Annotated in this window: 11 protein-coding genes; 6 read left to right on the plus strand and 5 right to left on the minus strand. The window is 65.8% G+C overall.

All coding sequences use genetic code 11. From position 1 onward, the window contains the following. Positions 1-43: 43 nt before the first annotated feature. Positions 44-1,330, plus strand: coding sequence for an MFS transporter (locus QX071_RS28905; RefSeq protein WP_315705751.1), 1,287 nt, complete (start codon positions 44-46; stop codon positions 1,328-1,330). A gap of 28 nt (positions 1,331-1,358) precedes the next feature. Then, positions 1,359-2,612 carry an arsenic transporter gene (locus QX071_RS28910; protein ID WP_315705750.1) on the plus strand — a complete coding sequence of 418 codons (1,254 nt, stop codon included), beginning with the start codon at positions 1,359-1,361 and terminating at the stop codon, positions 2,610-2,612. A 17-nt stretch (positions 2,613-2,629) separates the two neighbouring features. Here QX071_RS28910 and QX071_RS28915 read toward each other — a convergent pair whose 3' ends face one another. Further along, on the minus strand, positions 2,630-3,124 hold the full coding sequence (locus tag QX071_RS28915) for a ferritin-like domain-containing protein (RefSeq protein ID WP_315705749.1): 495 nt from the start codon (positions 3,122-3,124) through the stop codon (positions 2,630-2,632). Positions 3,125-3,334: 210 nt separating this feature from the next. Between QX071_RS28915 and QX071_RS28920 the strand changes: the two genes are divergently transcribed. Beyond that, positions 3,335-5,185 (plus strand): alkaline phosphatase family protein, encoded by a 1,851-nt coding sequence (locus QX071_RS28920; protein WP_315705748.1) that lies wholly within the window; start codon positions 3,335-3,337, stop codon positions 5,183-5,185. A 42-nt stretch (positions 5,186-5,227) separates the two neighbouring features. On the opposite strand, the gene QX071_RS28925 is transcribed toward QX071_RS28920, so the two are convergent. After that, complete coding sequence (locus tag QX071_RS28925; RefSeq protein WP_315705747.1) at positions 5,228-5,800, minus strand: hypothetical protein; 573 nt, start codon at positions 5,798-5,800, stop codon at positions 5,228-5,230. A gap of 353 nt (positions 5,801-6,153) precedes the next feature. Here QX071_RS28925 and QX071_RS28930 point away from each other — a divergent pair, with 353 nt between their 5' ends. Further along, the gene (locus tag QX071_RS28930) at positions 6,154-6,813 is read left to right on the plus strand and encodes a peroxiredoxin (protein ID WP_315705746.1); all 660 of its coding nucleotides are present in this window, start codon (positions 6,154-6,156) and stop codon (positions 6,811-6,813) included. Between the two features lie 173 nt (positions 6,814-6,986). Here QX071_RS28930 and QX071_RS28935 read toward each other — a convergent pair whose 3' ends face one another. Together QX071_RS28935 and QX071_RS28940 are read right to left on the minus strand one after the other, a co-directional pair. Continuing rightward, on the minus strand, positions 6,987-7,388 hold the full coding sequence (locus QX071_RS28935; protein WP_315705745.1) for a DUF2177 family protein: 402 nt from the start codon (positions 7,386-7,388) through the stop codon (positions 6,987-6,989). 59 nt (positions 7,389-7,447) lie between these two features. Then, positions 7,448-9,400 (minus strand): DEAD/DEAH box helicase, encoded by a 1,953-nt coding sequence (locus QX071_RS28940; protein WP_315705744.1) that lies wholly within the window; start codon positions 9,398-9,400, stop codon positions 7,448-7,450. Positions 9,401-9,524: 124 nt separating this feature from the next. Between QX071_RS28940 and QX071_RS28945 the strand changes: the two genes are divergently transcribed. Beyond that, positions 9,525-10,106, plus strand: a complete 582-nt coding sequence (locus QX071_RS28945; protein WP_315705743.1) for a LysE family transporter — start codon at positions 9,525-9,527, stop codon at positions 10,104-10,106. Here the strand turns inward: QX071_RS28945 and QX071_RS28950 are convergent. Continuing rightward, positions 10,103-11,338 (minus strand): MFS transporter, encoded by a 1,236-nt coding sequence (locus QX071_RS28950; protein WP_315705742.1) that lies wholly within the window; start codon positions 11,336-11,338, stop codon positions 10,103-10,105. The two genes, QX071_RS28945 and QX071_RS28950, sit on opposite strands and share 4 nt — an antisense overlap. Positions 11,339-11,423: 85 nt before the next feature. Between QX071_RS28950 and QX071_RS28955 the strand changes: the two genes are divergently transcribed. Beyond that, positions 11,424-12,026 carry a CGNR zinc finger domain-containing protein gene (locus QX071_RS28955; protein ID WP_315705741.1) on the plus strand — a complete coding sequence of 201 codons (603 nt, stop codon included), beginning with the start codon at positions 11,424-11,426 and terminating at the stop codon, positions 12,024-12,026. Positions 12,027-12,093: the final 67 nt, after the last annotated feature.

Below are 12,093 nucleotides of genomic sequence, written 5' to 3' on the forward strand. Positions count from 1 at the left end.
CAGACGTTCTCTGTTACATCTGCTCGGCTTGCAGGGAGGCTGCATGGCAGGATGGGACGACGGCGCACAGCTGACCCGCGCGGGCCAGGCGCTTGACGCCGCCAACTTCTTCCTCGCCGACGTACGCGACGGCCTCGGCCCCTATCTCGCCGTCTACCTGCTCACCGAGCAGAAATGGGACGAAGCAAGCATCGGCGTGGTGATGTCGATCGCAACCATCGCCGGCATCCTCGCGCAAACGCCGGCGGGCGCCCTGGTCGATACGACCAGGGCCAAGCGCATGGTGATGGTGGTTGCGGCTCTCATCGTCACCGCGGCCTCTGTGCTGCTCCCGCTGATGTCGGGCTTCTGGCCGATCACCATCTCACAGAGCATCGCGCACGCGGCCGGCGTGATCTTCCCGCCGGCGATTGCCGCCGTCTCGCTCGGTGTGGTCGGTCCGGCGGCCTTCGCGGCGCGGATCGGCCGCAACGAGAGCTTCAACCACGCCGGCAACGCGGCCGCGGCGCTGATTGCGGGCGCGGCCGCCTACGCGATCGGGCCCACGGCGGTGTTCTATCTGATGGCGGTCATGGCGGTAGGAAGCCTTGCCAGCGTGCTTGCGATTCCCGAACGTGCGATCGATCACGATCTGGCGCGCGGGCTGCGCGAGCAACGCGCGGCGCCGGCCGGCGGCGAGCAGCCGTCGGGCTTGAGCATCCTCCTGACCTGCCGGCCGCTTCTCATCTTCGCGATCTGCGTCGCTCTGTTCCACCTCGCCAACGCCGCGATGCTGCCGCTGGTAGGCCAGAAGCTCGCATTGCAGGACAAGAACCTCGGCACCAGCCTGATGTCAGCCTGCATCGTGGCCGCGCAGGTCGTGATGGTGCCGATGGCGATGCTGGTCGGCGCGCGCGCCGACCGCTGGGGCCACAAGCGCTTCTTCCTGGCAGCCCTGCTGATCCTGCCGCTGCGCGCGGTGCTCTACACCTTCTCCGACGCCAAAGCCTGGCTGGTCGGCGTGCAACTGCTCGACGGCGTCGGCGCCGGCATCTTCGGCGCGATCATGCCGGTGATCGTCGCCGATCTGATGCGCAATACCGGACGCTTCAACGTCGCGCAGGGCGCCGTCATCACGGCGCAAAGCATCGGCGCTGCGCTGTCGACGGCGCTGGCCGGCCTAGTCGTGGTGGAGGCCGGCTACAGCGCGGCGTTCCTCGCGCTGGGCGCGATCGCGGCTGTCGGTTTCGCGGTGTGCTGGTGGATGCTGCCTGAGAGGCGGGAAACCGCCGCAGCCTCCGTGCCAAACCGGCAGACATCGCCCTCGCCTTCGGCTATCGCAGCCGAATGACATCGCCTATCGAGCACATCCTTTGACCATGCCCCCGCAAGACACTCTGCTCGCCTGGAGCATCATCGTTCCCGCCACTGCCGGCGTGATCATCCGCCCGTTTCGCTGGCCGGAGGCGATCTGGGCCGTCGCCGGCGCGATCGCACTGGTCGGATTCGGCCTCTTGCCGGCGACCGATGCGCTTGCCGGCATCCGCAAGGGCGTCGACGTCTACCTGTTCCTGATCGGGATGATGCTGATCGCCGAGCTCGCCCGCCGCGAGGGCCTGTTCGACTATCTCGCGGCCTATGCGGTCGAGCACGCGCGCGGCTCGCCGCAGCGGCTGTTCCTCCTGGTCTACGCGGTTGGCACGCTGGTCACCGTGCTGCTGTCCAACGATGCCACCGCGATCGTTCTGACGCCCGCCGTCTATGCCGCGACGCGCGCCGCGGGGGCCTCGCCGCTGCCTTATCTCTTCGTCTGCGCCTTCATCGCCAATGCCGCGAGCTTCGTGCTGCCGATCTCCAACCCTGCCAATCTCGTGGTGTTCGGCACGCGCATGCCGCACCTGGTGGACTGGTTGCGCCAGTTCACCCTGCCCTCGATCGCTGCAATCGCCCTGACCTATGCCGCGCTGTGGCTGACGCAGCGCCGCCCGCTGAAGCAAGAGACGATCCGGGCCGACGTGGAGAAGCCGCATCTCAGCCACGAGGGCCGGCTGGCGGCGCTCGGGATTCTCGCCATCGCTGTGGTGCTGCTCACGGCATCGGCGCTCGACGTCCAGCTGGGATTGCCGACCTTCATCTGCGGTATCGTCACCGCCACCGCGATCCTGCTGATCAGCCGGCAATCGCCCTGGCCGATCATCAAAGGCGTGTCCTGGGGCGTGCTGCCGCTGGTCGCAGGCCTGTTCGTAATGGTGGAGGCGCTGGGACGGATCGGCACGATCGGGCAGCTCAGTGCCTGGCTGCATCAGGGCGTGGCGCGATCGCCGGCCGGCACGGCCTGGGCGGCGGGCTTCATCACGTCGATCGCGGACAATATCGCCAACAATCTTCCGGTTGGCCTGGTCGCGGGCTCGGTGGCGGCCAGCGATCATCTGCCGCGCGAGGTCGTCAGCGCCATCCTGATCGGGGTCGATCTCGGGCCCAATCTCTCCGTCACCGGCTCGCTCGCCACCATCCTGTGGCTGACGGCGCTGCGGCGCGAGAAGATCGACGTCAGCGCCTGGCAGTTCCTTAAGGTGGGGCTCATAGCAACGCCGCCGGCGCTGCTGGCAGCGCTGGCGGCGGCGATGTGGTGAGGCGAGCCGAGCAGGCTCTAAGCAGCGGCCTCGTAGTTGACCTCGCTCTCGGCGACCTTGGTCAAGAGCTCGTCGGTCTTCTTCTCCTCCGCGAGGGTCTGGTCGAGCAGCTTGATCGCCTGCTTCAGATCCATCTTGGTGGCCCACGACTTCAGGGTGCCATAGCGGGAGATCTCGTAGTGCTCGACGGCCTGAGCCGCAGCGAGCAGGCCGGCATCGAGCGCACTGGTGCCCTTGTACTCGTCCATGATCTCCTTGCCCTCGTCGATGATGCCCTCGATCGCGTCGCACTTCTTGCCGCGCGCGGGCTTGCCGAGAAGCTCGAAGATCTGCTCCAGGCGTTCGATCTGGCCTTCGGTCTCGTCATGGTGATTCTGGAAGGCCTGCTGCAGCTTCTCCGACTGCGCCGCCTTGGCCATCTTCGGCAGCGTCTTCAAGATCTGCTTCTCGGCGTAGTAAATGTCCTTAAGGGTATCGAGGAAGAGTTCGTTGAGGTCCTTGTCTGCAGGCATGGTGTGCTCCTTGTTGTTGTGAGCGACAACCGCGCAGCAAGACCCTGGTTCCTGGCAGAACCCGCAAGCCTCGCAAATTCGCCCTTTCCGAATTTCGGACGCGGCTCCGGCAAACGCGGCCGCTTGCAACAATTCTGTCATGCAGCAAAACTAAACCCCTTCTGTGCGACCGAAGGTCGCGATTCCGCTTTTCGCTTTTAGGAGTTTTTGATGCGCCGCTCGCTCGTGCTGCTATGCGCCGGACTGACCCTGCTGTCGGCCGGCGCGGCGTCCGCGGAGAATGCCACGCCCCATAACCTGATCCTGTTCATTCCCGATGGATTGCGCGCCCTGAAGGTGACGCCGGAGACCGCGCCGGCCATGGCCGCGATCCGCGACAAGGGCGTCAATTTCAAGAACCCGCATTCGATGTTCCCGACCTTCACCATGGCCAACAGCTCGGCGATGGCAACCGGCCATTATCTCGGCGATACCGGCACCTTCTCCAACACGATCTGGACCGGCTATGTCTCCAAGCCGGCCGGCGACACGGTGGTGCCGTTCCTCGAAAACGATGCGGTGCTGGGCGACGTCGACGAGCATTTCCAGGACGATTATCTCGACGAGGAGACGATCCTGAAGCTCGCCCGCAAGGCCGGCTACTCGACCGCGGCGATCGGCAAGGTCGGCCCGACCTACCTGTTCGACCACACCGATTGTCCGTGCAAGGGCGCCACCCACTCGATCGTGGTCGACGATTCCACCGGCGGCAAGGCCGGCGTTCCCCTGTCCGACGCGGTGAAGGATGCGCTGACCAAGGCCAACCTCGCTTTGGCTGCGCCCTCGCGCGGCGACAACGGCAAGGCGGGCGATGCCAAGACGCCCGGCACGACCTCGGCCAATACCACCCAGCAGGCCTATTTCGCCGATGTCGCCACCAAGGTGGTGCTGCCGATGTTCAAGGCCCGCAACAAGCCGTTCGTGCTGGTGTTCTGGTCGCGCGACCCGGACGGCAGCCAGCATAATCAGGGCGACAGCCTCAACACCGTCACCCCCGGCATCAATGGCCCGACCACGATGGCCAGCATCAAGAATGCCGACGACAACCTGGCTCAGCTGCGCAAGGCGCTCGACGATTTGGGGCTCGCCTCCTCGACCAACATCATCGTCTCGGCCGACCACGGTTTCTCGACCATCTCCAAGGAAAGCAAGACCAGCCCCTCGGCCAAGGTCGCCTACGACGATACGCCGAAGGATTTCCTGCCGATGGGCTTTTTGGCGCTCGACCTCGCCAAGGCGCTCGACCTGCCGCTGTTCGATCCCAACGACAAGAACGCAGCCGTGAAGGACGGCAGCCACCCGAAGGCCGGCAACGGCCTGCTCGGCAAGGATCCGGAAAAGCCTGAGCTGGTGGTCGCCACCAATGGCGGCTCGGACCTGATCTATCTGCCGACCAAGGACAAGAAGCTCGCCCGCCGCACGGTCAAGGCGCTGCTCGCGCAGGATTACGTGTCCGGCCTGTTCGTCGACGACAGCCTCGGCGAGATTCCGGGCACGCTGCCGCTGTCGCAGATCAACCTGAAGGGCAAGGCGGTGACGCCTGTCCCCGCCATCGTGGTCAACTTCCGCTCCTACGTGGCGGGCTGCAACGAGCCGACCAACTGCTCGGTCGAGGTCGCCGACACCGTGCTGCGTCAAGGCCAGGGCATGCACGGCTCATTCGGCCGCGGCGACACCATGAACTTCATGGCCGCCATCGGACCGGACTTCAAGGCAAGCTTTGCCGATCCCCTGCCCGTCAGCAACGCCGATGTCGGCGCCACCGCGGCGAGGCTGATGGACCTGAAGGCCAAGCCGAACGGCAAGCTGGTGGGCCGGGTGATGACGGAAGCGATGCCGAACGGCCAGACGCCGAAGGCGGTCTCCGACACTATCCGCTCGGACCGTGCCGAGGGTGGCCTGCGCACCGTGCTGAAGCTGCAGCGGGTCGGCAGCCAGCGCTATTTCGATGCCGCCGGCTTCCCCGGCCGCACCGTCGGCCTCGATGCCGAGAGCGCCAAACAGAAAACGGCGGGGAAATAACCCCGCCGCTCTCAAGACAAACTCAGCGATATCGGGATGTCCTCACATTCCGATATCGATCATCGACGGCAGCTTGGCGAGCGGCAGCACGGTGACGCCGACGAAGGTCGCCACCATCGCCATCAGCGCCTTGTTGCCCGGGCGCTTGCCGCGCATCTGGCGCGCCACCCATTCCAATACGTCGGTCTTGACGCCGCGCGCGTTGGCCGGCGCCCAGCTCTCGATCGCGGTGTCCGGCGACAGCGCGACATGGCGCGGCGGCACCGGCAGGCCGGAGCTCGAGGCCGCGTGATGCGCGATCGCCTTGGCAAGCAGGTCCTCGAAGCGCCCCTGGTCGTTGCGCTCGGTCGCGGCCTCGTCGATGGCGAACAGCACCTCGGCTTCGGCGCGGCTCACCGGGATGTCGTCGACGGGGGCAGAGGTCAGGATGCGCGCGCACCAGGCCACGTCATCGGCGTCGAGCACGCGGGAGAAATGCACCCGGCCGCTCGTGGTCGGGCCTTCGCCCGTGATGACGCCGTCGCGCACGATTTCGAGCGCCGAGGCTGCGCTTTGACAACAGGATGGCTCAAGGACGTCGGCTGTCTCGACGTCCTTCATTGCAGAGGCAGACATTTTCGCTTCTCAGTTGCTGGTTAGACCCACCATGTCGGTCTTGGTCTGAACGGGTGGTTAACGGCTGTAAACTCCGCGGTGGGTTTTCGGCCCGGTTGCCGATATGTCGCAGTGACCCCGGTCAGGGTTCGCCCGGCTCCCGGGGGCCGGCGTGGTGGTCTCCAGACATGGCAAAATCGGGGCGGCCGGTCCTCTCACGGATGTTTCGTCGCAGCCCGGGAACTCAAAAGAAGTTGTTGTGCTTTTGCGGATGCAGAGAATTAGCTTCTCTTTTTTAACCGGAGGTTCCCTTCGCGCCGGCCGTTTCTTATAGTGCGGAGAAAGAATTTACCCGCAATGACGTGAGGTCGACTATGGCACTGCAGATTGGCTCCGTGGCCCCGGATTTCGAGGCCAACACCACCGAAGGACGCATCAAGTTTCACGACTGGATCGGCGACAGCTGGGCGCTGCTGTTCTCGCACCCCAAGGACTTCACCCCGGTCTGCACGACCGAGCTCGGCGCGCTCGCCAGGCTGAAGCCGGAGTTCGACAAGCGCGGCGTCAAGCTGATCGGTCTGTCGGTCGATCCGGTCGAAAACCACACCAAATGGTCGGAGGACATCCGCGAGACGCAGGGTGCCGCGCCGAACTATCCGATGATCGGCGACACCGATTACAACGTCTCCAAGCTCTACAACATGCTCCCTGCGGCGGTGTCCGGCGATGCGAGCAAGCGCACCGCGGCCGATAACCAGACCGTCCGCAACGTCTTCATCATCGGCCCGGACAAGAAGATCAAGCTGATCCTGGTCTACCCGATGACCACGGGCCGCAACTTCCAGGAAATTCTCCGCGTCGTCGACTCGCTGCAGCTCACCGCCAAGCACCGCGTCGCCACGCCGTCCGACTGGAAGCAGGGCGAGGACGTGATCATCGCAGGCTCGGTGTCGGACGACGAGGCCAAGACCATCTATCCGAACGGCTGGAAGGCGCCGAAGCCTTACCTGCGCATCGTGCCGCAGCCCAAGTAAGCCCAACTAAGCCCAAGTGCCCCTACGTGACGGCGGCGAACGAAGTTCGCCAACGTCGTCCCGGGGGCGCCGGACGCGACAAAATGGCAAAGCCATTTTGTGCGGGCAGAGGCGAACCCCGGATCTCGAGAGTCCGGGGTCGCGACTTCGTCGCGTCCCCGAACGAGTTTGAACTATCCGCGCGGCGTGGCCCAATCCGCGATCAAGAGGCCCGCGGTCGCCGCGACCGCGGTGAGCGCGACACCCCAGCTCATGTCGAGCAGCGCCACCGGCCAGGTCCAGTGCCTGAGCATCGCGAGCGATGTCAGCTCGAAGGTCGCGTAACAGAACAGCCCGAACAGCCCACCGTAGAGCAAGGTGGACCGCCAGCTCGCGTCCCCCTGCCCGCTGACGAAGATGACGACGCCCGCGACATAGAGCACATAGAACAGCACCGCAGGCGCGAGCCTGATCTCGCCCAGCATGTCGCCGACCTGCGACTGGAAGAAGCCCTTGGCGACCAGCCCGAGGAACGGCAGATCGAGCCCGAGCAACACGGCGAGCGTCGACAGATAAAGAACGGCATACCGGCTCATGCCCTGCTCCACATGCGGCAATATGATGCGAACTTGGGAAGCGGAGCACTCGGCACAAATCAGCGGCGACGTTTGTTCGTCGCCTTCTTTCCGCCTGGCGTCCTTCCCCGTGAGCTGCTCACCGGAAACGTTTGCCCAGTGTGATTGGACTTGTTGCCGTGTTTCTTTTTCTTCGCGAAAGTCGGCTCATTGCCGGATTTCGATCGGCTGTCCCGCTGCGGCTTGCTGCGTTCCTTGGACGCCGTCCCCCCGCGAGCATCCTCGCGTCGCGGTGCACGCTGGTCGGCGGCCTCCGCTTCGCGCCCGTGCGGCCGCTTGTCCGACCGCGCCTGCCCTGATGGCGGGCCGGCCAGCGGCTCTATCCGAATGTTGTCCTCCTTGTCCGGACGGCGGATGTTGGCGGCAAAGGCGTCCGCGACGCGCTCGGAAATCTCGAACTCGGTCGTGGTGTCCATGATGCGGATGGTGCCGATGTCCTGCTTGTCGATACCGCCGCGACGGCAGATCATCGGCAGCAGCCAGCGCGCTTCCGCATTCTTCTTGCGTCCGATGGCAGCCCGGAACCAGACGCTCGGCTCGCCCATGCCATGACGCGGCGACGGCTTTCCCGTTTTCGATCGGGGAGCCGGTACGCGATCGTCATCCCGCGCCGGCCTGACGGCGTCGCGACCGCGATCGCTGCGAGGACGGCCGCCATCCTGGCCCGGATCGAGAATATCCTCGGGCGCGGGAAGCCGGGCGCGATAGAGCCGCGCCAGCGCCGCGGCAATGTCCTCGGGCGAGCGCTCCGCGAGCAAGGCCTGTGCGAGCGTCAGATCGTCCGGCGTCGTCTCCTCGGTGAAGATCGAATCCTGCAGCATGCGCTCCTGATCGAGCCTGCGGATCTCGTCCGCCTGCGGCGCCGCGCCCCAGACGGCATCGATGCCGGCCAGATTCAACAGCAATTCCGCCCGCCGCCGCCGTGCGGGCGGCACCAGCAGGACGCTGACACCCTTGCGCCCCGCGCGGCCGGTGCGACCCGAGCGATGCTGCATGACCTCCGGATCGTTCGGGAGCTCCGCATGGATGACGAGATCGAGGTTCGCAAGGTCGATACCGCGCGCCGCCACGTCGGTCGCCACGCACACGCGCGACCGCCCGTCGCGCAGCGATTGCAGGGCGTTGGTCCGCTCGTTCTGCGTCAGTTCGCCCGACAGGGCGACGACGGAAAAGCCGCGCTCCAGCAGCGCAGCCTGCAAATGCCTGACCGCCTCGCGCGTATTGCAGAACACGATCGCGCTCGGCGATTCGTAGAAACGCAGCACGTTGACCACCGCGTGCTCGACATCGCCAGGCGCAATACGGATGGCACGGTACTCGATATCGGCGTGCCCGCCTTCGTCGCCCGCGACCTCGATCCGGAATGCGTGCTGCTGATATTGCTTGGCCAGCGCCACGATGCCGCGCGGAAAGGTTGCCGAGAACAGCAAGGTCCGGCGCGTCTCCGGCGTGGTCTCGAGGATGAATTCCATATCCTCGCGAAAACCGAGATTGAGCATCTCGTCGGCCTCGTCGAGCACGACCGCCTTCAATTCCGACACGTCGAGACGGCCGCGCCGCAGATGGTCGCATAATCGGCCGGGGGTGCCGACGACGATGTGGGCGCCCGCCTCGAGCTCGCGCTGTTCGCGGCGCGGATCCATGCCGCCGACGCAGGAGACGACACGCGCATCGGCATGTTGATAGAGCCACGCGAGCTCGCGCTGGACCTGCAAGGCGAGCTCGCGCGTCGGCGCCACGATCAGCGCCAGCGGCGCGGCCGCGCGCTCGAACCGCTCGGCCTCGCCCAGCAGGTTGTTCGCGATCGCCAGGCCATAGGCCACGGTCTTGCCGGAGCCGGTCTGCGCCGAGACGAGAAGGTCGCGGTCGACCGCCTCGTCCGCAAGCACCGCAAGCTGGACGGGGGTCGGATGCTCGTAACTGCGCTCGGCCAGAGCTCGGGCGAGCGGCGGACTTGTGGCGGGGAATGACAATTGACCGAAAACCTCGTTTGATTCGGCTGCTTTACGCCAAGCGGAGCGAAATCACCATGCCTCTCCGCGGGACCGGAATGACGGAGATCAAAGTCCTGCGCCCCGCATCCGGTTAGATGCGCGCATGAGTTTCCTGACCTTCTTCATCGCCGCCTACTCCCTGCTGGCCGTGCCCGGGCCGACCAATACGCTGCTCGCCACGTCGGGCGCGGGCGCCGGCATCTCTCGCTCGCTGCATTTGCTGGCGGCGGAAGTCTGCGGCTATCTCGCGGCCATCGCGCTGCTCCGCGTCGTCGTCAGCCCGGTCGTGGCCGAGATTCCGCTGATCGGCCTGGTTCTTCGCGCGGCGCTCACGATCTATATCCTCGGCTTGGCCGGGATGCTCTGGCGCCACCGCGCGGGTGAGCTGAGCGCAGCTCGTGCCGTGACGTTCCGCCATGTCCTGCTCACCACGCTGTTGAACCCGAAGGCGATCGTCTTCGCCTTCGTCCTGCTGCCGCTCCAGCTGGAGTTGCCCGCTCTGTTGCCGTGGCTGGTGGTGCTGGCAGTCCAGATCGTCACCGCAGGAGCGGCATGGCTCGCGCTCGGTGCAACGCTTGGACGCGGCGTTCGCCGTCTTGGCCATCCCGACCTCGTCACGCGCAGCGGCGCGATCGCGCTGGTCGGGGTCGCGAGCCTGATCTGGCTGCCATCGCTCAGCGTTTAGCGCCGGAACGCGGCGTTGGTGCAGAGGACGCCGACGATCGCGGCCGCGGCGAAACTGGCCGCGGCGCTGAGCAGAATGGCCAGCGTGTAGCTGTGGCTCACGTCGTAAGCGAAGCCGACGGCTGTCGGCCCGATCAGTGTCCCGAAGGCAACGCTGGTGTAGAGCACACCGATGATACCGCTGACATTGCGGCCGCCGAACGAGTCCATTACCACCGGCGGCAGCACAGCCACCCACCCGCCATAGAACACGCCATAGATGACGGCGAAGACGGCCAGTGAGGCGGCGTCGGTGGAGACGGCCCAGATCGCCGTCGCCAGCGCCATCCCAATCAACATCATCAGCAATGCGCGCTCCCGGCCTAGCCGATCGGCGATCCCGCCGAGGCAGAACCGGCCTGCGGTGCTCCCCACGCCGATCATGCCGAGAAGCAGCACCGCCGTTTCGGCCTTCACGCCATGGTCCCTGGCGTAGGGCACGAGATGAACGAACGGCACGAACACGCCGAACGAGCAGATCAGGCATGAAGCGTACAACGCAAGAAACCGCGGCGACCGGATCGCATCGACGACCGCGACGCCTTCGCTCCTGGAGGCCACACGCCATGGCGCAGGTGCATCGCCGTCCGGCGCGGCTCCACGGTCGCGCGGATCGTTCTCGATCAACAGCGAGAGCCCGCCACCCATGATCAGCGCGATCGCCGCGAGCACGACATAGGCGCTGCGCCAACCGAACCCGCCGATCAATTGCGATGCCAAGGGCGGCATGAGGAGATTGCCAAGGCCGATCCCGCTCACGGCAAGACCCGAGGCGAAGCCGCGTCGGCGGACAAACCAGCGCTGCACGGCGCCGACGGCGGGAACATAGGCGGCACCGACACCAAGGCCCACGCCGAGCCCATAGGCCAGATGGACTTCGATAAGGCCATGCGCGCGGCTCGCCGCCGCAAGTCCGGCCGCGATCAGCAGCATGCCGGCGACCGCCAGCGGGCGCGCACCGAACCGGTCCGCCAGGGGCCCGCTGATCACGCCAAGCGCGAAATAAAGGAATCCGGCAAGCGAGAACACGAGCGACGTCGAGCCACGCGATGCGCCGAACTCGCGTTGCAGCGGCTCCAGGAAGGCGCTGAACGTATAGGCGCAGCCGAAGCCGACGAAGGTCACGGCAAAGGCCCCGGCGACGACGAACCAGCCGTAGAAGATGCGGGGACGCAGCGCGGTTTCGATTTGCATGGGAACCTCGAGCGTTACAACACCACTAAAACTATTATACCGGATTCTGTTGCCGTCAACAGCTAAAGCTGCTTTACTGGTGTCGATGTCCCGGCAATCACGCAAATTCAAGGTTCCGGACGAGCTGGCGAATGTCTACGACTTCGCCAACTCCCTCGACCTGCGCCACTTCACGCGTTTCGGTGTGCAGCATCCGCAGGCCGATGAACTTGCCACGCCGGCCGATCTGGCGCGTTGGCTGGCCGAGCGCGCGCTCATGCCTGCCCCCGCCAGGATCACGTCCGCGCTGTTCGATGAGGCGCTGCAATTGCGACAGGCGTTACGGGACTATCTGCAATGCGAGCCCGCCGGACGGCGCAGCGACAGGGCAGTCAGCGAAGCGCTGACCGCGGCGCTCGCGGGGTTTCCGTTACATGTTGAGATGCGTGAAGAAGGCGGGACAGTGCTGAGCGGCATGCGCAAGGATGCGCTGGCCGGCCTGTCCACCATTGCGATCGAACTCCACGACGGAAACGTTCGCGGCACGCTCGATCGGCTGAAAATGTGCGCCTCGGACGAATGCCGAAGGGTGTTCTACGACCGGTCGAAACCTTCGACGCGCCGCTGGTGCATGTCCGACCTGTGCGGCAATCGCATGAAGACGCGGGCCTATCGCGAACGCCTGCGGCAGACGAACGCGTCGTCGTGAGGCGTACAGGAGTGGCGAGGAAAGCCGATCATCGTTGACGCCGACGCCTGGACGGCGCCGGTTAACG

Origin of the sequence: Bradyrhizobium sp. SZCCHNS1022 (assembly GCF_032484835.1) — a bacterium.
Taxonomy (GTDB): domain Bacteria; phylum Pseudomonadota; class Alphaproteobacteria; order Rhizobiales; family Xanthobacteraceae; genus Bradyrhizobium.

Excerpts from the sequence above, each read along its gene's own strand:
- QX071_RS28905 (WP_315705751.1), top strand. The coding sequence starts at position 44 with ATGGCAGGATGGGACGACGGCGCACAGCTGACCCGCGCGGGCCAGGCG.
- QX071_RS28910 (WP_315705750.1), top strand. The coding sequence starts at position 1,359 with ATGCCCCCGCAAGACACTCTGCTCGCCTGGAGCATCATCGTTCCCGCC.
- QX071_RS28915 (WP_315705749.1), bottom strand. The coding sequence starts at position 3,124 with ATGCCTGCAGACAAGGACCTCAACGAACTCTTCCTCGATACCCTTAAG.
- QX071_RS28920 (WP_315705748.1), top strand. The coding sequence starts at position 3,335 with ATGCGCCGCTCGCTCGTGCTGCTATGCGCCGGACTGACCCTGCTGTCG.
- QX071_RS28925 (WP_315705747.1), bottom strand. The coding sequence starts at position 5,800 with ATGTCTGCCTCTGCAATGAAGGACGTCGAGACAGCCGACGTCCTTGAG.
- QX071_RS28930 (WP_315705746.1), top strand. The coding sequence starts at position 6,154 with ATGGCACTGCAGATTGGCTCCGTGGCCCCGGATTTCGAGGCCAACACC.
- QX071_RS28935 (WP_315705745.1), bottom strand. The coding sequence starts at position 7,388 with ATGAGCCGGTATGCCGTTCTTTATCTGTCGACGCTCGCCGTGTTGCTC.
- QX071_RS28945 (WP_315705743.1), top strand. The coding sequence starts at position 9,525 with ATGAGTTTCCTGACCTTCTTCATCGCCGCCTACTCCCTGCTGGCCGTG.
- QX071_RS28950 (WP_315705742.1), bottom strand. The coding sequence starts at position 11,338 with ATGCAAATCGAAACCGCGCTGCGTCCCCGCATCTTCTACGGCTGGTTC.
- QX071_RS28955 (WP_315705741.1), top strand. The coding sequence starts at position 11,424 with ATGTCCCGGCAATCACGCAAATTCAAGGTTCCGGACGAGCTGGCGAAT.